Genomic DNA, 21682 nt, shown 5'->3' with positions numbered 1-21682 from the left:
GCCCTGGCGGTTCACGCGGGCGGGCACGGCCGGGACGCGGCCGCCAAGATGCCCCCGACGGCTGTTCTGTCCGTACCTCCGGGGCCATCCCTCCGCTACGGGGCGTCGTCGGGGGGCTCGTTCACCGGCTCCAGATGGTGGCCGACGATATGTGGGGACGCGGCCAGCAGGTACACCGCGAACGTCATCACGATCAGGCCGGCGACCTCGACGGCGAGCGCCCCCGGCGTCAGGCGCAGGGTCCCACCGAGCACGCCGATCCCGATCGCGATCCCGGAGAGCGGCTCGGCCGCGGCGAGGGGCGGGTACGAGACGGAGAGCGGAGCGAGGTCGAACGCGCTCTGCGCGAGCAGCGTCCCGATCAGTCCGATCATGAACACCGTGTACGGCTGCCAGCTCGTCAGCAGCCCCAGCAGCCCGTGGGTGGACAGTCGGTGCACGGCCGACTGGGTCAGCGCGGACTGGAGCCCGTACAGCATGCCGGCCCCGATCGCCAGCATCGGCGCCTCCTGTGCGGGACGCAGCCGGCGCGCGGAGCGTACGAGCAACAGGGTCAGCGTGCCGATGCCGGCCGCGGCCACCGCCCAGTCCCAGGCCGGCACCCCCTCGGGGTTACCGGTCCCGGGGCGACCGGCCACGATGAAGGCGACCATGCCCATGGTGACGGCCAGCGCGACCCCCCAGTCCCGCCGCCGGAGCGGGCGCCGGGACCACAGCGCCGAGGCCGACAGGGCGAACAACAGGCGCAGCACCAGCACCGGCTGCACCAGCACGACCGAACCCCGCCCCAGGGCCGCGCCGCTGAGCAGGCCGCCCAGCAGCGTCGCCGAGAGCCCCAGCAGCCACAGCCGCTGCCGGACGAGATGCCACAGCAGCCCCACGCGCAGCGCCAGGCCGTCCGGGGCCTGGAAGGCGACGCGCTGCTGCACCGCCGAACCGACGCCGAGCAGCAGGGCGGCACCGATTGCCAGGATGAAGACCACCGAAGGGCGTACCCCGTCCCCTCCGTCCAAACCACGGATCTTTGCCCGGCCGGCGAAACGCCGGCGCCTCGCGGCCGAGGCGGTCGGGGTCAGGACCCGGGACGCAGCGCCGCGAGCTGGACCTGCAGCGCCAGCCGGGTACGCGGCGAATCGAGGTCGACGGGAACGACCTCGGCGAGGCGGCGCATCCGGTGCCGGAGCGTGTTGGGGTGCACGTGCAACTGCCGGGCCGCCTTCCTCGGGTCACCCTGCTGCTCCAGCCAGGCGGCGACCGTGGCGACGTAGTCGGTGCCGTGCTTCCGGTCGTGGGCGACGAGGACGGGCAGCGGTCCACCCACCAGCAGATCGGCCTGCGGCACCGCGCTGACCACCCGGTGTACGACCACCTCGGCCCAGACGTCCTCGAAGCGCAGCACCGAGCCTCGCGGCCGGGCCGAGCCGTGCAGCGCGAGCAGTTCCGCCGCCTCGGCGCGGGAGCGTGGCAGGTCGGTCAGCTCCCGGGCGACGCTGCCGGACGCGGCCCGCAGCCCCGGTTCGTGCACGGCGATGTCGTGGATCAGGCGCTCCATCCAGAGCCAGGAGCCCGGCGACTCGCCCTCGTCGACGACGACCGCGAACAGGACGTCCCCGACATCCGCGATCAGCGGCTGGCGCCAACCGTGCCGGCGGGTGATCGACTCCCAGAGGGCGAGGTTGTGCACCATCTCCGCGGTCCCGCTGTGCGCCTCGAGCGCGACCACCCGCCACGGGCCGGCGGGAAGTCCCAGTTCCTCCCGTCCCGTCCGGCCGGGGGCTCGCAGGGCGGCCCGCAGGCGGTCGGCGGACACCCGGCGCGCGACATCGGCCTGCACCCGGAGGCGGAGCAGGTGCAGCGCCAGCACCGAGGCCGCGCCCTGAAGATCACGCAGGCGCCCGTCCGGCACCGGACCGTCGACGACGGCCCAGATCGACCCGAGCAGCTCACCCCCGGCGCGGATCGGGATCACGAGCCGGGGCAGGGTCCCGTCCGGACCCTGCGGTACGAAGATCAGCTCGCTCCCCTTCGCGAGCTTGCGGAACACGCCACGGGAACGGAAGTGCGCGACCACGTCGCCGGGGACGCGGCGCCCGACGATGGTCGAGACGCGAGCCGGGTCGGTACGGTCCTGCCGGGACGAGTAGGCGAGCACCCGGTACTGGGCGTCCTCGATCGTCACCGGGGCGTCGACGATGGCGGCGGCCGCGTCGGCGAGGGCGAACAGCTCGTCGTACACCCCGGTTTCCCCGCTCTCGGGCGAGCCGGGTGCGGCGGCCCTGTCGATCACCCCCCGGAGCAGCCAGACCAGCTGGGCCCATGACCCGTGGCTCTGCAACTCGACCAGGGTCAGGTCGCGGTCGGCGGCCGACGACGTCACGTCGGGATGCGCGGTGAGCGGGGGCTTGAGGACGAGTCCGGCCGCCGCGGTCGCCGCGCAGCGCTCGATGACGGCGAGCGCCTGGTCGGGCGTCGCGATGCCGGCACCGAGGACGAGGTCGCCGCTCTGGCCGGCCGCCGCCTCGTCGAGTTCGGCGAGGGTGACGTCGCGCACCTCCGCTGGCTTGGCGGGGACGACGACCTTGAGCAGAGCGGCGCCGACCGCCTCCACCACGCCAGCCACGGTGATCACCGCCCGATGATGCCTCGGCGTTGTTCATATCGACCAGTCGTCGGGGTCACTGTTGGCCTGGCGGAACAATGACGTCTCGGCGTGGCGGCGGCAGGATTGGGCGGATCTTTGCTGCTCAAAGGAGAGAACGATGCCTGCCATCGAGTCCGCGCCCACCCCCCAACGCGTCGCCGTCGTCGGTGCCGGGATGGTCGGGTTGGCCACCGCCTGGTTCCTTCAGGAACGGGGGGTGCAGGTCACCGTGTTCGACCGCACGGGGGTGGCGGCCGGCGCATCGTGGGGCAACGCGGGCTGGCTCACCCCCGGCATCACCACTCCCCTGCCCGAGCCGGCGGTGCTCCGCTACGGACTGCGCGCCGTCCTGAGCCCCTCGTCGCCCGTCTACGTGCCGCCGCGCGCGGACGCTCGGCTGCTGCGGTTCCTGGCGGGCTTCGCCCGGCACAGCACCGCCTCGAAGTGGCGGGACGCGATGCGGGCCTACATCCCGATGAACCGGCGTGCGTTCGAGGCGTTCGACGCGTTGGCGGCCGGCGGGGTCGCTTCGATGACGAACGAGGCGAAATCGTTTATCGCGGCGTACCGGACCGACGCCGAGCGGTCGGTCCTGCTGGACGAGCTGGGACACATCCACGCCGCGGGCCAGGAGATCGAGTTCGACGTCCTGACCGGGGCCGAGGCGCGTGAGGTGGAGCCCTCGCTGTCGGACAACATCGGTGCCGCCATCCGGCTCCACGGTCAGCGCTTCGTCAACCCCGGGGAGTACGTGCACGCGCTCGCCGACTCCGTCCTCGCCCGCGGGGCGTCGCTGGTGACCGGGGCGGACGTGGTGGACGTACGCGACGAGGGCGCCGGGGTCCGGGTGTTGACCTCCGCCGGCGCGGACGAGCGTTACGACGCGGTGGTGCTGGCCACCGGCACGTGGCTCGGCGAGCTGGGCCGGCGCTTCGGCATCCGGACCGTCGTGCAGGCCGGCCGCGGATACAGCTTCAGCGTGGCGATCGAGCACGTCCCGTCGGGTCCGGTGTACTTCCCGGCGCAGCGCGTCGCGTGCACGCCGCTGGGCGACCGGCTGCGCGTCGCCGGCATGATGGAGTTCCGCAGCGCCGAGGCCCCGCTGGACCAGCGCCGCGTCCTGGCCATCGCCGAGGCCGCCCGACCGCTGCTGCGCGGCGCGGACCTGGACGCCCGCGTCGACGAGTGGGTCGGGTCGCGCCCGTGCACCCCGGACGGGCTGCCGCTGATCGGCGGGACCAGGTCACCGCGGGTCTTCGCGGCCGGTGGCCACGGCATGTGGGGCATCACTCTCGGCCCGCTCACCGGCGAGCTGCTCGCCGAGCAGATCACCACCGGTCGACAGCCCACGGAGCTTGCGCCCTTCAGCCCGCTGCGCTGACGTTTCACCTCGCCGTGTCGGCGACCGCTCGCGGTCGCCGGCACCTCGGCACGCCCGTCGCCGCCCCGACCGGCGCCTTCCGGCACGGCCGATGCTCGGGTGACCAGCGACCGCGAGCGGAGCGCGAGCGTGCTCCGCCCGTCGTTCTTCGAGACAGGGTAGGAACTCGACCGTGTACGTCGTGAGCAGGCGGGACGATCTGGCCGTGCTGCGGATCGCCCTGGAGGAGCAGTACGAGCGGCACCGCACCCAGCTCGCCCTGCTCGCCCGACAGACCCGTCGACTGCCCGGTGACGGGGCCGACGTCGCGGCCACCTCGGCACTGGCCGCCGCCTCGCGGCGGGCGCTGGGCGACATCGCCCGAGCGTTGCACTACCTGGAACAGGGCCGCTACGGGACCTGCGCGGGGTGTCGCCGCGACATCCCGATCGAGGAGCTGGCCCGACGGCCGTCGACCCGGCTCTGCGGCACGTGCCGGCCCGGTGCTCGGCGCCAGCGCCATCCGTAGCGGACGCGACGCTCAGGGACAAGCGGGCAGTCGCCGGTCGGACCTCAGCCCACCCCGCTGTCCACGAACCCGGCCAGGGACGTCCCGGCCGCTCCGGCGGGAATCGCCGACATGGCCCGCAGCGTCTCCGCCGTCGCGGCATCCGCCGGAAAGAACGTCTCGACGGAGATCTCGTCGAGCGTCACGTCCCGAGGCGAACCGAACATCGTCGTCGTGTAGAGCAGAGCCAGCTCGCCGTACTCGGTGGAGAGCCGCAGGGGGACCACGAGATCGTCGGTCGGCGCCCGACCGGCGCCCGTGGCGTTCGGCCCCGGCACCGGGTAGCTCTCCAGCTCCGTCAGCAGCTCCGCCAGGCCCTCCGCCGCGGTGCGGGCGAGTTGCCGGCGCACCCGGCGCAGCAGGTGCGCCCGCCACTGCGCCAGATTCCCGATCCGCCGGGACAGGCCGTCCGGGTGCAGGGTCACCCGCAGCACGTTGACCGGGGGCGTACGCAGCTCCAGCGGGACGTCGTGCAGGAACGCCGCCATGGCACGGTTCGCGGCCAGCAGCTCCCAGCGTACGTTGACGGCGAGCGCCGGGTTGGGCTCGTGTCCGGTCAGGACGGCCTCCACGGCCGCGCGCGCCGCACCGAGGTCGGTGAACGCGCGCTCGGCGTGCACCGGGGCGAAGCCGGCGGCCAGGTAGAGCTCGTTGCGCTCGCGCAGCGGCACGTCGAGTTCGTCGCACAGTCGTTCGATCATGCCGCGGCTCGGGTTGGCGCGCCCGGTCTCGACGAAGCTCAGATGTCGGGCGGAAAGTTCCGCGCACACCGACACGTCGAGCTGCGAGCGGCCCCGCCGCTCGCGCCAGCGCCGGATCAGCACCCCCACCGGCTCGGTCCTGGTCATGGCACCAGCCTCACCTGTCGGCCGCGGCCTGGCAATGACCTCACAGGTAATCGACACCCGCCGGCTCCGGACCGCACGGTTGCGGATGTGGCAGCAGCCGCGAACCAGAACATCGGCAGGGAGAGGAACAGCCATGACGTCCAGCGCCAGTTACGCGGAGACCATCGACCGGTACGTACGCTTCTGGAACGCCGAGAAGCCTGACGAGCAGCAGGAACTCGCCTCGGAGACCTTCACCGACGACATCCGGTACCACGCGGTGATCGGCGTCTTCACGGGTCGGCAGGCGTTGATCGGATTCCACGACCAGTTCACCCAGCACATGCCGACCGCGGTGTTCCACCGTCGCGGGGAGCCGCAGATCCACCACGACCGGGCCCGGCTGAGCTGGGAGATCGAGGTCGACGGGGGGCAGCCCTTCGCCGCCGGGACCGACGTGCTGGTGTTCGAACCGGACGGCCGGATCAGCTCGGTCACCGCCTTCCTGGACCGCGCGCCGGAGGGCTTCGACGCGCACGCCCACAACTGACGCCGGCGCGACGGTCGGCATCCGGGCCGCCGTCGCGCCGGCTCACCGGCGGGCCGGAGGGACGCGAACGTGGGCCGTCACCGCCGACAGCGGCACGGCGAACGGCGACGGTGGACGGGACGGCGATCCCGTCCACCGCGCCCTCGTGTTCCGCGGCGACCCGGAGCGGCAGTGCCCGCACCCGCGGGCCGGCGAGGTGACATCGATGGCCGCCGACGGGCTGACCGATCGGCGGAGCCACCCGGGCGAACCGGCGGAGGCGAGTGCGGCCCGCAGATGCTTGACGAACTCACGTCCGGTGCGGATGGATAGGCGTACTCATGTGACGGCAGGATTCCACGGAGAGGATCCCCATGACATATTCACGCCTGCGCGCTGCCACAATGGCCACGGTCGCCCTGGTGGCCGCCGGGTCGGCGGTGGCACCGGAAGCGGCCGGCGCGGCACCGGGCAACCCGGGCGCGCCCCGCTACTCGGCCGGCGCGGCGAGCGTCGGTGACCCGTACTTCCCGGACGAGGGCAACGGCGGGTACGACGTCCAGCACTACGACCTCAACTTCTCGTACGACCCGGCGACCCGGTTCATGGACGCCACCGCCACGATCACCGCGATCGCCACGCAGGATCTCGACCAGTTCAACCTCGACTTCCGTGGCCCGGAGATCTCCTCGCTTACGGTCAACGGGCACGCGCACGCCTTCACCCGCGACGGTCAGGAGCTGATCGTCACCCCGCGTCCGAAGCTCAAGGCCGGGCAGACGTTCACCGTGGTGGTGAAGTACGCCGGCGTACCGGCCGTGATCACCGACCCGGACGGGTCGATCGAGGGCTGGGTGCCGACCGACGATGGCGCCTTCGTCGCCGGTGAGCCGCAGGGCACGCCGGCCTGGCTGCCCACCAACGACCACCCGACCGACAAGGCCACCTTCCGGTTCACCGCGAAGGTGCCGGAGGGGCTCACCGCCGTCGGCAACGGCCAGCTCCTCTCCCAGGAGACCAGCGACGGCTGGACCACCTTCGTCTGGGACTCGACCGAGCCGATGGCCAGCTACCTGGCGACGATCACCATCGGCAACTTCGTGGTCACCGAGTCGACCACGGCGAGCGGGATCCCGGTGTACGTCGCGGTCGACCCCCGGCAGGTCGCCGGATCGGCCAGCGCCGTCTCCCAGATCCCGAAGATGATCGACTTCTTCTCCTCGAAGTTCGGCCCGTACCCGTTCGCCTCGACCGGAGCGATCATCGACCGGGCCCCGAACGTGGGCTACGCCCTGGAGACCCAGACCAAGCCGATCTTCTCCAGCGCGGCGAGCGTCAGCACGATGGCCCACGAGCTGGCCCACCAGTGGTACGGCGACAGCGTCTCGCCGGAGCGCTGGTCGGACATCTGGCTCAACGAGGGCTTCGCCACCTACGCCCAGTGGATGTACACCGAGTACAACGGCGGCACGTCGGTCAACTCGACCTTCAACAGCAGCAGCAACTACGGGCGGGCCGCGTCGTCGTCGTTCTGGCAGACGGTGCTCGCCGACCCGGGTCCCGTGGACATGTTCAGCAACATCCCGTACAACCGGGGTGCGATGACCCTGCACGCGCTGCGCGGCAAGGTCGGCGACGAGACCTTCTTCCGCATCCTGCGCGAGTGGGCGGCGAGCCACCGCTACAGCCACGCCTCAACGGCCGACTTCATCGCGCTGGCCGAGAAGGAGTCCGGGCAGAACCTCGGCAACTTCTTCGACGTGTGGTTGTACCAGAAGGGCAAGCCCACCACCTGGTGACGCCCGGCAGTGGCCCCGCGACCCGTCGGTCGCGGGGCCACTCCGGCGGGGTGCGCGCGTGGCCGTGAACCGGCGTTCACCCCGGGTGATGGTGAGACGAAGCCGACACACCGACGCGACATCTGGTGTTGCTCGGGTGGCGGCACAGCCATATATGGTGTCTGACGCAGCTGGTTCGGCCACCCCTCCGGGGCGGCCGAGGCAAGAGGGAACCCGGTGGGAATCCGGGACTGCCCCGCAGCGGTGAGTGGGAACGACCGCCGTCATCAGCACTGGACCCCCTGTGGTCTGGGAAGCGACGGCCAGTAGGAGACCGGTTCCGGCCGGTCGCGCCCGCGAGTCCGAAGACCTGCCAGCGCGTCGTACGCCCGCCACGGGCGTACGACGGTCCGAGGCCGCGCGGGACGGCCGACGCCACTGGACACCGTCGCGCCGGCGTGTGTCCGCCGGTGTCCGCTCCCACGCGCCGAGGCCCATCGGGTCCCGAGCTCGCGAGGAGTGAGTTGTGACAGTCACCGAGGTACACCCGGTCGTCGGCGCGATGCCGGGCGATGCTGCCCCGCCCGAGCAGCGCCGTCCGCAGATGCGCGTACGCAAGCGCAACGGCGACAGCGAGCCGGTCGACGTCAACAAGATCGTCCGTGCGGTCGAGCGGTGGACCGACGGCCTCACCGACGTCGACCCGCTGCGGGTGGCGACCCGCACCATCAGCGGCCTGTACGACGGTGCGAGCACCGACGAGCTGGACCGGCTGTCCATCCAGACCGCTGCCGAGCTGATCGGCGAGGAACCGCAGTACTCGCGCCTGGCCGCCCGCCTGCTGGCCGGATACGTCGACAAGGAGGTACGCGGCCAGGGCATCGCGTCGTTCAGCCAGGCGATCCGGCGCGGGCACGCCGAAGGGCTGATCGGTGACGAGACCGCCGCCTTCGTCGCGGCCCACGCCCGCAAGCTCGACGACGCGGTCGACCCGGCGGGGGATCTGCGCTTCGAGTATTTCGGGCTGCGCACCGTCTACGACCGGTACCTGCTGCGGCATCCGACCAGCCGGCTGGTGCTGGAGACGCCGCAGTACTGGCTGCTGCGGGTGGCCTGCGGGCTGTCGCGCACCCCGGGCGAGGCGATCGACTTCTACCGGCTGATGTCCAGCCTGGCGTACCTGCCCAGTTCACCGACGCTGTTCAACTCCGGCACCCGGCACACCCAGATGTCGTCCTGCTATCTGGTCGACTCCCCACGCGACGAGCTGAACTCCATCTACCAGCGCTACGCACAGGTGGCCAACCTGTCCAAGTTCGCCGGCGGCATCGGCATCGCCTTCTCCCGGGTCCGCTCCCGGGGCGCGCTGATCCGCGGCACCAACGGGCAGTCCAACGGCATCGTGCCGTGGCTGCGGACGCTCGACGCGAGCGTCGCGGCGGTGAACCAGGGCGGCCGGCGCAAGGGCGCGGCCTGTGTCTACCTGGAACCGTGGCACCCGGACATCGAGGAGTTCCTCCAGCTGCGCGACAACACCGGCGAGGACGCCCGGCGCGCCCACAACCTGAACCTGGCCAACTGGGTACCGGACGAGTTCATGCGTCGGGTGGAGGCGGACGGGGTGTGGTCGCTGTTCGACCCGGACGAGGTGCCCGAGCTGCCGGACCTGTGGGGGGAGGAGTTCGACGCCGCGTACCGGGCGGCGGAGGCCGAGGGCCGCTGGGTGCGGCAGGTGTCGGCCCGGGAGCTGTACGGGCGGATGATGCGGACCCTCGCGCAGACCGGCAACGGGTGGATGACGTTCAAGGACGCGGCCAACCGGTTGTGCAACCAGACCGCCGAGCCGGGCAACGTGGTGCACCTGTCGAACCTGTGCACCGAGATCATCGAGGTGTCCAGCGACACCGAGACGGCGGTGTGCAACCTGGGCTCGGTGAACCTCGCGGCGCACCTGGCCGACGGCGGCATCGACTGGGAACGGTTGCGGGCGACCGTACGCACCGCGGTGACCTTCCTGGACCGGGTGATCGACATCAACTACTACCCGACCCCGCAGGCGGCGGCGAGCAACCCCCGCTGGCGGCCGGTCGGGCTCGGGCTGATGGGCCTGCAGGACGTGTTCTTCGCGTTGCGGCTGCCGTTCGACTCCCCGGCCGCGCGGGAACTGTCCACCCGGATCAGCGAGGAGCTGTACCTGACCGCGCTGGAGACCTCCGCCGACCTGGCCGAGCGGTTCGGCCCGCACCCGGCCTTCGCCGAGACGCGAGCCGCCCGTGGCCAGTTGCAGCCGGACCTGTGGGGCGTCGCCGGCGCGCAGCCGCAGCGGTGGGCCGCGCTGCGGGAGCGGGTCGCCGCGTACGGACTGCGCAACTCGCTGCTGGTGGCGATCGCCCCGACGGCGACCATCGCCTCCATCGCCGGCTGTTACGAGTGCAGCGAGCCGCAGGTGTCCAACCTGTTCAAGCGCGAGACGCTCTCCGGGGAGTTCCTCCAGGTCAACACCGCCCTCGTCGCCGAACTCAAGGCGCGCGGGCTGTGGACGGAGCCGATCCGCGCCGCGATCAAGCAGGCCGAAGGTTCCGTCCAGGAGGTCACGGAGCTGCCGGCGGAGGTGCGCGAGCTGTTCCGTACCGCGTGGGAGCTGCCGCAGCGGGCGCTGATCGACCTGGCCACCGCCCGCGCGCCCTTCATCGACCAGTCCCAGTCGCTGAACCTGTTCCTGGCCGCACCCACCATCGGCAAGCTCTCCTCGATGTACCTGTACGCCTGGAAGGCCGGGCTGAAGAGCACCTACTACCTGCGCTCCCGACCGGCGACCCGGATCCAGCAGGCCACCGTCCCGGCCCGGGTGACCGCCGTCGCCCCGGCCGCGACCGACGAGGAGGCGCTGGCCTGCTCGCTGGAGAACCCCGAGGCGTGCGAAGCCTGCCAGTGACCATCCCGACCGACACCATTACGGAGATCACAACCATGCTGCTCGACCCCGGGATGGACCTCACCCTCCGCCCGATGCGCTACCCGCACTTCTTCGACCGCTACCGCGACGCCATCCGCAACACCTGGACGGTGGAGGAGGTCGATCTGCACGCCGACCTGGCCGACCTCGACCGGCTCTCCCCCGCCGAGCGGCACCTGGTCAGCCGGCTCGTCGCGTTCTTCGCCACCGGCGACACCATCGTCGCCAACAACCTGGTGCTCAACCTCTACCAGCACGTCAACAGCCCCGAGGGCCGGCTCTACCTGTCCCGTCAGCTGTTCGAGGAGGCGGTGCACGTCCAGTTCTACCTCAACCTGCTGGACACGTACGTGCCGGACGAGGCCGAGCGCGCCGCGGCGTTCGCCGCCGTCGAGAACATCCCGTCGATCCGCCGCAAGGCCGAGTTCTGCTTCCGCTGGGTCGACTCCATCCACGAGCTACGCGAGCTGCGGACCAGGCAGGACCGGCGGGCGTTCCTGCTCAACCTGATCTGCTTCGCCGCCTGCATCGAGGGGCTGTTCTTCTACGGCGCCTTCGCGTACGTCTACTTCCTGCGCTCCCGCGGCCTGCTGCACGGCCTCGCCTCCGGCACCAACTGGGTGTTCCGCGACGAGTCGATGCACATGGCGTTCGCCTTCGACGTCGTCGACACCGTACGCCGGGAGGAGCCGGACCTGTTCGACGACGACCTCGCCGACCAGGTCCGGCAGATGCTCACCGAAGCGGTCGAGTGCGAGGTGCAGTTCGCCGAGGACCTGCTCGGCCAGGGCGTACCCGGGCTGGCCCTGGCCGACATGCGCGAGTACCTCCAGCACGTCGCCGACCGGCGGCTGGCGCAGTTCGGCGTCGCTCCGCACTACGGGTCGACCAACCCCTTCGCCTTCATGGAGTTGCAGGACGTGCAGGAGTTGTCCAACTTCTTCGAACGCCGGGTGTCGGCGTACCAGGTCGGGGTGACCGGCACCGTCGCCTTCGACGACGACTTCTGAGCCGCCACCGTTTCGAAGAACGGACGAACCACAGTGCCTCACCCCACGACGATCGCCGGTCGGCCACCATCGGCGTCGCACCTGACCTTGTCGCAGATCATGGACCAGCACCACACCAACCTGATGGGCACGGTGCACGGCGGCCGGATCCTCAACCTCATCGACTCCGTCGCCGGCGTCGTCGCCGCCCGCCACTCCGACGGGCCAGCCGTCACCGCGGCCATCGACGAGACCGCCTTCCTCCGGGCGGTCCGGGTCGGCGACGTGGTCCACGTGGACGCCCGGATCACCTGGGCCGGCCGCAGCTCGATGGAGGTGGCGGTCAAGGTGACCGCCGACCGGTGGGACCGGGCCGTGCCGCCCACCGACGTGGCGACCGCCCACCTGGTGATGGTGGCCGTCGACGACGCGGGTCAGCCACGGCCGGTGCCGCCGCTGCTCGCCGAGACCGACGGCGACCGGCGCCGCTACCGGGAGGCGGAGATCCGCCGGGAGCACCGGCTGGCCCTGCGGCGCGCGCTGCTCGACGGCGTCGAGGAGGGCTGACCGGTGCTCGGACTCTCCGTGCCGACGCTCGCCGGCTACCTCGCCGCGATCGTGCTCCTGATGGTCACCCCCGGCCCGGACATGATGTTCGTCCTCGCCAACGCCGTCCGCTACGGCACCCGGGCCGGGGCCGTGGCCGCGCTCGGGGTCGCCGCCGGCGAGGCGGTGCACGTCGCGGCGGTCGTGTGCGGCCTCGCGGCGGTGATCTCCGCGTCGCCGGTGCTGTTCACCGTGATCCGGTGGGCCGGCGCGGCGTACCTGATCGTCCTGGGCATCCGGGCGCTGCGCGGTGCCGGTGGGCCCGACGCCGTCGCGGCGGGTCAGGACGGCCGGGCCGGTCGGGCGTTCCTGCGGGGGCTGGTGACCAACCTGCTCAACCCGAAGATGATCCTGTTCAGCGTGGCGTTCCTGCCGCAGTTCGTCGACCCGGCGGCAGGCGACGTCACCGCGCAACTGGTGCTGCTCGGCGGGCTGTTCGTCGCGGTCCAGCTCACCGTCGACGTCGCCCTCGGCGCCGGCGCCGGGCGGCTGGCCGCACGGTTGGCCGACGGCCGGTGGTCGCGGCGGATCAACCGGATCTGCGCAGTCGCCTTCGTCGCCCTCGGGCTACGCCTGGCCGCCGGCTGACCCTTCGGGGCAGCCTGGGCCGGGAGACCTGCGGCGGAAACGCGGCGGAGGGGCTGCCGAAGCAGCCCCTCCGCGTGCGTCAGCCCACCGTCACCGGAGCTTGAACAACGCGGTACGGCTCGACCCGTCGGAGGTCGTGGCCGTCACCGCGTAGCAGGCGCCCGGCGTGCTGGGCGTCTTCCAGTTGTAGACGAACTGGCGACCGTTCAGGTCGTACCGCAGCGACGTGGCGCCGCTGCCGACCATCTCGATCTCCTCCGTCCGTGCGCCGGTGTCGCACTTGACCTGCGTGGCGTTCATCGTGACCAGTGCCGGGTTGGTCAGCTCGGTGCCACCCGAGAAGACCTGGAACTTCATCGGCACGGTGCTGCCGGCCTTGACCGTGTTCACCACCCCGTCCATGCCGACCGGGCTGTAGAAGCCCTTCAGCGTCCACGGCAGCACGGTGTACGACTGCACGGCTGTCCCCACGTTGCCCGCGGCGTCGGTGGCCGTGGCGAGGAGGATGTGCGTGCCGACCTCGGTGCTGTAGCCGCTGACCACGCAGCCCGCCGGACCGGAGAGGTCGTCGCTCGCGGTGCACGCCGGGGCGGGCGGAACCGCGCCGAAGTACACCGCACCGATGGTGGTGGCGAACTCCGCCGTCGGCGCGACCGTGTCGACCTTGACCGTGGCCGCCTTCGGCTCCTCGACGTTGCCGCTGGTGTCGGTCGAACGGAACTCCACCCGGACGGTGCCGTCCTTGTCGACGGTGACCGGCGTGCCCGGGTACGTCGTCCACGGACCGCCGTCGACCCGGTACTGGGTGCTGGCCACGGCGAACGCGTCCTTCGCCTGGAGCGCGAAGGCCGGGGCGGTGGTGTACCACCCGTTGTTGCCGTTCGGCTCCGCCGGCGACCAGGTCAGGGTCGTCGTCGGGGCCACCGTGTCGGTGCCGACGGTGAGGGTCAGCGTGGTCTGCGTGGCGCCGGCCTGGCTGACGTAGTCGGGCAGGATCAGGTCACCGATGATGACGTGGCGACCCGGGGTGTTGACGATGCTCCCGTCGAAGCGCCAGTTGACGCCGATGGCCTGGTTGTCCCGCGAGCCGTCGTTGTAGGAGACCTCCACCTTGTTGGGCAGGTAGGGCTGCTCGCCCAGGGCCACGGTCTGCTCGAACGTCTCGGCGCCCTGGATCGAGATGCCGCCCTGGGACATCTCGGGCCGCACGTAGACGCGGGCCTCGGCGATCAGGCCGTACGCGTCGTTCGTGCCGTAGACCACGAACGGGTCGACGTTGGTCTCCGCCACCATGTCGGGCGTGATCGCCTGCCACTTGAACCCGATCTTGCCGCGGGCCCCGCTGGCGTAGATCCCGTCCAGCTCGCTCGGCAGGGTGGGCACGTCGCCCACGCCGGTCCGGATCAGCACCGGCGAACGCACCGAGTCGACCGTCTCACCGTTGGCACGCCACCGCAGCACACCGGTGCCCGCGCCGCTGCCCTGGACGCCCCAGATGCGGATCCGCAGCCGGCTCGCCGTGATCGGTTCGAAGTCGAAGTGGTTGTAGGCGTTGATGGCCAGACCGTTGGCGTACGTCGAGCCCTTGGTCAGGGTGACCGGCGTCCAGGTGGTGCCGTCCGCGGAGCTCTCGATGGCGTACGTCGTGGCGTTGGGCCGGCGGGTGCCGCCGTTGTCGTCGTACCAGTAGATGTCGGTCGACGACAGCCGTACCGGCGAGGTCCAGGCGTACTGGATCCAGGCCGCCGTCGCGACGCTGGTGCCGTTCTGCGGCTGGCCCCAGTTGCCCCAGCCGTTTCCGGTGCCCGGGTTCGAGCTGCTCGGGTTGCTGGCCTCGTTGACCCGCTGGTGGTTCTCCCACGACGCGGTGCCACTGGTGGTGACCGTCGCCGAGGAGCCGAACTCCGCACTGATCGCCCGCTTGGTGAGGGTCACCGCCACGGTCGCGGAGGACCGCTTGTCGCCGTCGTCGGCGACGAAGCGGAACACGTAGTCACCGGGGAGCGTGCCGGTCACCCGGGTGGCCAGCGCCTTCGGGTCGGCGAAGATGACGCCCGCGCCCTGCGGCGCCGAGACGGTCTCCCAGCCGAAGGTCAGCTCGTTGTCGTAGGGGATGCCGTCGTCGGACGCTGTCGCGACCAGCCTGGTGGACAGGTTGCCGTCCGCCGAGCCGTCCCGGGTGGCGGTGACGACCGGCGCCTGGTTGGAGACGGCCGGCACGTCACGACCCGAGTTGAACACCTGGATCTCGGCGATCGCGGTGTAGTAGGTCGGGCTGTTCGTGAACGCGATGCGCACCTTGTTCGAGTTCACCGTCTTGAAGAGCGCCTCGTTGAACTTGGCCGCCGGCACCGTCGGGTTCTTGAACTGGTCCGGCACCTCCTTCCAGCCACCGCTGCCGTTGGGCACCTGGACCCACCAGCGCGACGGCTCGTGGTAGCCGCCGGCCTGGCGGTCACTGACAAAGGTCACCTTCACGTTGTCGAAGGACTTGGCCGACCCCAGGTCGAGTTCGACGTAGCCGTTCTTCTCGGTGGTGCCGTAGTTGCCCCAGAAGGGCTCGTTGGCGGTGACGCCGTCGGTCACGGCGGCCAGCGACACCGGCCGCTCGGGCTCCTTGGTCGCACCGGGGGTGTAGTTCATCGAGGTGGTGCTCCAGCCGGGCGTGTGGAACTGCCGCCACGGCGTCGGCCGCGCGCCCTGCTGGGTGTACGACGAGCTGAGGGCGGCGCCCTTCGCCAGGTTCGGCGCGTTCTGGGCGAGGTCGATGCCGGCCGTCTTGAGGTAGTCGACGACGCGGTCGTCCGTGATCGTGGTGTTCACCGCGCTCGGGAAGTTGCTCCCGGTCGTCGCGGTGAAGGTGACGGTCACGCCGTCCTCGGCCTGGACCTTGTTGGTGTTCGGGTCGTAGGTGAGCTTGCCGAGCTTGTCGGTGCTGACCTTCTTCGCGCCGTCCACGAACAGGCTGTAGCCGGCGCCCAGACCGTAGTTGCTGCCGTCGGGGTCCCAGACGATCGTGATGTCGTGCCCGTGGTAGCGCAGGTTGTTGGCCATGAAGTGGTCGTAGCCGAACTTGACCGGCCACAGCTCGATCTTGTCGTCGGAGCGCGGCTGGAGGCCCGCCATGTCCTCGACGAAGATGTAGTTCATGTTGCCGAGCATCACGTGGTTCGGGTTGTTGCGGTTGTAGGTCTTCGCGGTCGCGTTCCAGTTGGAGTAGTACTCCGCCTGGTTCGGGACCCGCACGTCCGCGCCCGGGTAGATGCTCCAGGCCATCCAGTCCAGCAGCCGCTTGGCGTACTCCGGAGTGATGTACTTCTGCTGCGGGTCGTAGTGGCGCAGCGCCGAGCGGACGCCGCGGTACTGCACGGTGAAGTTGATGTTGGAGAAGTTGTTGGAACCGCCGATCCCGTAGGCGGCCCGGTCGTACTGGTTGGCGGTGTAGAACGGGAAGATCGGGAAGTTGTCGCCGTAGGTCAGGAAGCGGTACCCGTCGACGTACTTCTGCCACTGGTCGAACGGGATGAGGTTCTCGGCGTAGACGTCGTAGAGGTTCGACTCCTTCGCCGGGATCAGGTTGCGGGCCGACACGGGCAGCGGGTTGGCCTTGCCGTTGGAGCTGGCCGCGCTGGTGGCTCCGTACGACGTGCCGGCCAGGAACATCCGCATGTCCTGGCTCCACAGCTGGCTGAGGATCGCGTCGCGGGTGCCGTCGGCGGCGGTCGCCATCTGGTCGACCTTGGCCTGGTCGGCGCCGGCGATCTGGTAGAGCTGCCGGGCTGCGTCGAGCGCACCCCACACGTACGCCGACTCGGGGCGCTCGATGGTGCGCGCGCCGGGGGCGCTGGCGTTGGACTTCGGGAAGCCGAAGGAGATGGCGTCGGCGTCGTTGCCCGGCATGTAGTTGGTGTCGTACGCGATGAGCTTGTTCTTGTTGCCGTCGTAGTGCTCGAGCTGGCCGATGCCGTCACCCTCGAAGTAGTGGGCGAACTTGTCGGCGACCTCCTTGCCACCACCGTGCACGTTGTACGCCTCGAGCCCGGCGGTGCCGATGTACTGCGAGTAGTGGTTGTTCCAGCTGGTGTGGCCGGGGCTGTCGAGGAACGCGGAGGAGCCGGACAGCTCGCCGATGTTGAGGATCTGGCCGTACGGCAGGTAGGGCGTACGCAGCCACTTGGTGTCCTGCAGGTGCATCGGCTGGGTCAGCGCGATGGCGTTCTGGTAGAGGTTCGACCCCTCGACCGTGGTGGGGTACTGGTAGGCGTACCCGGGCGCGTTGGCGTCGAGGCTGTTGTAGCGCTCGCCCCACCAGCGGTAGACGATGGCCTTCTCCAGCGCGGGGTCCGGGACGTTGATGTAGGGGACGTCCTGGGCCCAGCGGCGGTTGAACTCGGTGATGCCGGTGCGCACGGCCTGGGCCGGCGGCATCGCGGCGTACTCCTGGTAGCCCTCGACCGTCTTGGGCAGCGTGGCCGAGGAGACGGCGCCGACCACCGACAGCGACACCGTACCGCCGGCGGGCACGGTGATCTCCCGGTCGAGGTTGGTGCCGCTACGGGTGAAGCCGGCACCGGTGAGGTCGATCGTGACGGTGTTCCACGGGGTGTCGACGAGGCCGTTGTTGGCGCCGCTGGTGATGGTGCGGGTGCCGGTGAGCGAGGCCGTGCCCTTGCCGGCCTGGGTGGCCAGCGGCGAGGCGGCGCGGACGGTGAACGTCGCCGGCGAGCCACCGGGGTTGCTGAAGTCGATCGCGGTGACGGCGACGTTGTCGTAGGTGATGAACTTCGTCAGGTCGGCGGTGACTCCGGTGGCGCCGATCGTGTAGCGGCCCTTGGCGTGGCTCGGCGCGTTGAACCGGTTCGCGCTGACCTCGGTGACGGTCTGCCCGGGCACCGTTACGGTGTACAGGTTGCCGAGGTTGTTGGGGCCACCGACGTACGTGCTGCCGGCGAAGCCCATGGTGGTGAAGTTGCTGGTGCTCGCGCCCCGCATGTAGAGGGAGCGGCCCCGGGTCATCAGCACCGCCGACCCGAGCGTGCCGCGGACGCCCAGCACGCGGTCGAGGTAGTAGTCCGTGCCGCCGGCGGCGAGGTCCTTGTCGAAGATCGACTGGTGCATGTTCGAGGCGGTGAACGGCACCCCGGGTTCGAGCTGCGCGGCGACCTCGGCGACGTTGTTGTAGACCGGGTCCCCGATCTCCATGACGTGGTTCTGCCCGTTGGTGTAGACCCCTACGTCGCCCTCGTTGCCGGGCAGGACCGGACCGGCGGCGTGGGCGGCGGACGGCAGGCCGACCACTCCTCCCGCGACCAGCGCGGCCAGGGCGGCCCAGAGGGGTGTCCTCCTCACGCGTCTACTCATGACGTGCTACCTCCTTGATATCGGTGCGGCTGGTCGTACGGGGGCGTCACCAGACGCGCACCTTGTGGTGGTGGTGATTTCGGTGGGAACTGCGTGCGGTTGCCGGCGGGCATGACGCGTCCACGGCCTGCTACGCCGGCACGGGAGCGGTGGGAGGGGGAGACGGATGCGCGACCGCACTCACGGCTGCGGTCAAGATGCTCCTCAGCACCGATCTTCCTCCGTGTGAACCGTGACGGTCGTACGGCCGGCCCGTCGGGGCCGCCCGGCGAACTGCGATCCAGTGAGCGGGGTCACCTGAGTGATGAGTGTGAGCGTTAACATCAGGCAGGTCAACCCCTCGATCCGACTTGTCGCTCCGAATCGGCTGAACGGACGAGCAGGAACGGGTATGTCAAGCCGACCCCGTCGGCCCAGCCGCCGGTTTCCGCCTCGTCGGCGCGGCCACGTACGGCCCACCGGCGTTAGCGTTCACTTCGGACCGTCGGGCCGTACGCCCGGCACCCGGTGACGGCGGCACGGGCCGGCCGGGAACGCCGGGCCCGAGGGGGACGGGCCACGACGGGTCCCGTCCGTCGCGGTCCGCTGGCCTCACCCGGCAGGTGAGTCCCCCTCGGGTCGTCCGATGGCCGTCAGGTCGTGGGGAGCCAGACCCGCATCGTCGACGGACCCCGGTTGGCCCAGGCGTGGTACTCCACCATGGCCACCTCGTCGAGCTCCTCCCCCGCCCCGGGTGCCGACTCGGCCCCGCCGGTCCGGTAGGGCCAGTCGTGGTCCTGCGGGCGTACGCGCCGGCAGCGCACGAGGACCCGGCCGTCGACCAGGCGCGGCGGCTGACCGGTGTCGACGCGAAGCTCGTCGACGGTCTCGACGTCCGGGACGTCCACCGACTCCAGGGCCAGCACCAGCGGGCCGCGTTCCACCGCGACACAACCCCGGACCGCGTCGATACGGGCATCCGGGTACGTGAACCGGGGCGCCATCGGCAGGAACAGGACGACCTCGTCGCCGCGCCGCCAGGTCCGCCGCTCGGTGACGACGCCCGGGCCGACCGGCCGGGTGGTCCCGTCGACGGTGAGCGTCGCGCCCTCGACCGCCCAGCCGGGCACCCGCAACGACAGCGACCAGGGCCGGTCGTCGTCGCTGTCGACCCGTACCCGGACGTGCCCGTCGTGCGGGTAGTCGGTCGCGACGGTGACGCACAGGTCACGTCCGTCGGCGAGGCGGTGCTCGACGGTGCCGGTCAGGTACTGGTGGAGTTGGAGGCCGTCGTCGTCGGCCGTGGCGACGTACGCCGCCAGGCTGGCCATCGTCCTTGCCACGTTGGTCGGGCAGCACGACACCTCGAACCACGGCGCCCGCAGCGAGGCCGCGGCACGGAGGCTGGCCCGGTCGGCGTCGGGGACGGTGCCGAGTTCCCGGCGGTGCAGCGTGTTGGTGTAGAAGAAGCTGCGCCCGTCGGCCGACGGCGAGGTCGACACCACGTTGAACAGCGTCCGCTCGATGAGGTCGGCGTACCCCGGGTCGCCGTGGGCGAGCAGCAGCCGCCACGCGAGCATCACCGAGCCGATGCCGGCGCAGGTCTCGGAGTAGGCGCGGTCGGGAGGCAGCACCCAGTCGTCGCCGAACGCCTCGTCCTGGTGGCGGGAGCCCTGCCCGCCGGTGACGTACGTGCGCCGCGCCACCGTGTTCCGCCACTGCCGACGCACCGCCGCCAACAGTCCGGCGTCGTCCGTGTCGACCGCGATGTCGACGGCGCCGGCGGAGAGGTAGTTCGCCCGTACCGCGTGCCCACGCAGCACCGTCGCCTCGCGTACCGGGATGTCGTCCTGGAAGTACTCCCGGCCCCACTCCACGTCGCGCAGCCGGCCATGACCCCGGCGGTCGACGAAGAGCGCCGCCTGGGCGAGGTAGCGATCGTCGCCGGTGACCCGGGCGAACTCCGCGAGCGCGGTCTCGATCTCCGGATGCCCGCAGACGCCGTCGATGCCGTCCGGTCCGAACGTCGCGCAGACGTTGTCGGCGGCCCGGCGGGCGACGGCGAGCAGGCCGTCGTCGGCGTCCGGGCGGGTCCGGGCGCGGGCGACCGCCGCCTGCAGGAGGTGGCCGATGCAGTAGAGCTCGTGCCCCCACTCGAGGTCGGACCAGCGGGGCTCCTGGCCCGGTCGACCGAACTTGGTGTTGAGGTAACCGTCGGGCTCCTGCGCGTCGGCCACCCGCCGGACGACGGCCCGGAACCGCGACTCCAGGCCCGCGTCGTCCGTCCGGCCGATCTCCCACGCCATCGCCTCGAGGAACTTGTAGACCTCGGAGTCGGAGAATTCGCGTCCACGGCGCTCACCGGGGAGGTCGCCCTGCCCGGCGGCGAGGTCGAAGTTGCGGATCCAGCCCTCGCGCTCGAGCCAGTGCTGGATGTGCCCGAGGGTCGCCGCGGCGTTGACCGATTGACGCTCGGCCCAGAATCCGCCCGTGATCCGGACCTCCCCGAGCCCGAGCGGCCGGAGCCGGCCACGCGCCGCCAGGACAGGTACGGCCGTGGGTGCGGTGCCGATCATGGTCATCCTTTCAGGGCGCCGGACATGAAGCCGCGCACGTAGTGTCGTTGGAGCAGCAGGAACAGGACCATGCACGGGAGCGCGAGGACCACCACACCCGCCTCGGTCGCGCCGTAGTCGACGACGCCCTGGACCTGGCCGCGGAGGTTGGACACGGCAAGGGGCAGGGTCATCCGCTCGGAGTCGTTGATGAGGATCAGCGGCGCCATGAAGTCGTTCCACGCGGCGAGGAACGCGAAGAGCCCGACGGTGATCATGCCCGGCTTCACCGCGGGCACGAGCACCCGCCAGAGCGCGCCGAAGGACGAGCATCCGTCGACCATCGCGGCCTCGTCGAGCTCCCGCGGCACCGCCTCGAAGGAGATACGCATCAGGAAGGTGGAGAACGGCAGCTGGAACACCGTGAGCACGAGAGCCACGCCGACCAGGGAGTTCTGCAACCCCACCTGGTTGAGCAGCACGTACAGCGGGATGAGCAGCGTCGCGTACGGGACCATCAGGATGGCCAGGGTGATCAGGAACAGCACGTTCTTGCCGGGGAAGCGGAACCGGGCGAACGCGTAACCCCCGAGCAGGGAAACCAGCAGGGTCAGGAGGACCGTCAGCCCGGACACGAACGCCGAGTTCGCGAGGTAGCGCCAGATGCCGGCCTGGTAGTTGGTCAACGTCTGGTAGTTGCCGAACCCCCAGCCGTCCGTCTGGTTCGTGCCGGCCTGCGGCGCGATCGAGGCGACCGCCGTCCAGACGAGCGGGAACAGGAAGATCAACGCCAACGCCCCGGTCAGGACCCAGTAGGGGGTCCGCAGGGCGACGCCGGCGATGGTGGTGCCGGCCGGAGCGGTCGGCGCGGCGGTGGCCGCGGGAGAGGCCGACGGCTGCTCGGCGGTCGCGGTGGAGGTGGACGGGGAACCGGTGGGCATCGCG

At 71.0% G+C, this 21682-nt stretch carries 14 protein-coding genes and 1 riboswitch; of the genes, 8 read left to right on the top strand and 6 right to left on the bottom strand.

What is annotated here, in order from left to right:
* Window positions 1-95: 95 nt before the first annotated feature.
* Together GA0070621_RS08080 and GA0070621_RS08075 are read right to left on the bottom strand one after the other, a co-directional pair.
* Window positions 96-1013, bottom strand: coding sequence for a DMT family transporter (locus GA0070621_RS08080; protein WP_157739891.1), 918 nt, complete (start codon window positions 1011-1013; stop codon window positions 96-98).
* Between the two features lie 59 nt (window positions 1014-1072).
* Entirely contained in the window at window positions 1073-2629 is a 1557-nt protein-coding gene (locus GA0070621_RS08075; RefSeq protein WP_091192759.1) for a helix-turn-helix domain-containing protein, read from the bottom strand.
* A gap of 130 nt (window positions 2630-2759) precedes the next feature.
* Between GA0070621_RS08075 and GA0070621_RS08070 the strand changes: the two genes are divergently transcribed.
* A complete protein-coding gene (locus GA0070621_RS08070; RefSeq protein ID WP_091192757.1) occupies window positions 2760-4022 on the top strand; it encodes an NAD(P)/FAD-dependent oxidoreductase in 1263 nt (420 codons plus the stop codon).
* Between the two features lie 181 nt (window positions 4023-4203).
* Entirely contained in the window at window positions 4204-4530 is a 327-nt protein-coding gene (locus GA0070621_RS08065) for a hypothetical protein (RefSeq protein WP_157739890.1), read from the top strand.
* A 44-nt stretch (window positions 4531-4574) separates the two neighbouring features.
* Here the strand turns inward: GA0070621_RS08065 and GA0070621_RS08060 are convergent, their stop codons facing one another.
* Entirely contained in the window at window positions 4575-5417 is an 843-nt protein-coding gene (locus GA0070621_RS08060; protein ID WP_091192754.1) for a helix-turn-helix transcriptional regulator, read from the bottom strand.
* A gap of 133 nt (window positions 5418-5550) precedes the next feature.
* Here GA0070621_RS08060 and GA0070621_RS08055 point away from each other — a divergent pair, with 133 nt between their 5' ends.
* The 6 genes from GA0070621_RS08055 to GA0070621_RS08030 all read left to right on the top strand — a co-directional run bounded on the left by GA0070621_RS08055 (window position 5551) and on the right by GA0070621_RS08030 (window position 12842).
* On the top strand, window positions 5551-5946 hold the full coding sequence (locus GA0070621_RS08055; protein WP_091192752.1) for a nuclear transport factor 2 family protein: 396 nt from the start codon (window positions 5551-5553) through the stop codon (window positions 5944-5946).
* A gap of 353 nt (window positions 5947-6299) precedes the next feature.
* Complete coding sequence (locus GA0070621_RS08050) at window positions 6300-7724, top strand: M1 family metallopeptidase (protein WP_091192749.1); 1425 nt, start codon at window positions 6300-6302, stop codon at window positions 7722-7724.
* Between the two features lie 154 nt (window positions 7725-7878).
* A riboswitch (cobalamin riboswitch) is annotated at window positions 7879-8094 on the top strand.
* A gap of 171 nt (window positions 8095-8265) precedes the next feature.
* The gene (locus GA0070621_RS08045) at window positions 8266-10638 is read left to right on the top strand and encodes a ribonucleoside-diphosphate reductase subunit alpha (protein WP_091202176.1); all 2373 of its coding nucleotides are present in this window, start codon (window positions 8266-8268) and stop codon (window positions 10636-10638) included.
* A 35-nt stretch (window positions 10639-10673) separates the two neighbouring features.
* The gene (locus GA0070621_RS08040) at window positions 10674-11669 is read left to right on the top strand and encodes a ribonucleotide-diphosphate reductase subunit beta (protein ID WP_091202174.1); all 996 of its coding nucleotides are present in this window, start codon (window positions 10674-10676) and stop codon (window positions 11667-11669) included.
* Window positions 11670-11702: 33 nt separating this feature from the next.
* Window positions 11703-12215 (top strand): acyl-CoA thioesterase, encoded by a 513-nt coding sequence (locus GA0070621_RS08035; protein ID WP_091192747.1) that lies wholly within the window; start codon window positions 11703-11705, stop codon window positions 12213-12215.
* Window positions 12216-12218: 3 nt separating this feature from the next.
* Window positions 12219-12842, top strand: a complete 624-nt coding sequence (locus tag GA0070621_RS08030; protein WP_091192746.1) for a LysE family translocator — start codon at window positions 12219-12221, stop codon at window positions 12840-12842.
* 90 nt (window positions 12843-12932) lie between these two features.
* Here the strand turns inward: GA0070621_RS08030 and GA0070621_RS08025 are convergent, their stop codons facing one another.
* From GA0070621_RS08025 to GA0070621_RS08015, 3 genes are all read right to left on the bottom strand, one after another.
* A complete protein-coding gene (locus GA0070621_RS08025) occupies window positions 12933-18203 on the bottom strand; it encodes a PxKF domain-containing protein (RefSeq protein WP_167666697.1) in 5271 nt (1756 codons plus the stop codon).
* Between the two features lie 632 nt (window positions 18204-18835).
* Entirely contained in the window at window positions 18836-20758 is a 1923-nt protein-coding gene (locus GA0070621_RS08020; protein WP_091192744.1) for a glycoside hydrolase family 127 protein, read from the bottom strand.
* Window positions 20759-20760: 2 nt separating this feature from the next.
* On the bottom strand, window positions 20761-21678 hold the full coding sequence (locus tag GA0070621_RS08015) for a carbohydrate ABC transporter permease (RefSeq protein WP_167666696.1): 918 nt from the start codon (window positions 21676-21678) through the stop codon (window positions 20761-20763).
* Window positions 21679-21682 lie beyond the last annotated feature (4 nt).

This window comes from Micromonospora narathiwatensis, from assembly GCF_900089605.1.
Classification (GTDB): Bacteria; Actinomycetota; Actinomycetes; order Mycobacteriales; family Micromonosporaceae; genus Micromonospora; species Micromonospora narathiwatensis.
The sequence above is the reverse complement of the archived record's forward strand: the minus strand, read 5'-3'. Positions and strand labels throughout refer to the sequence as shown.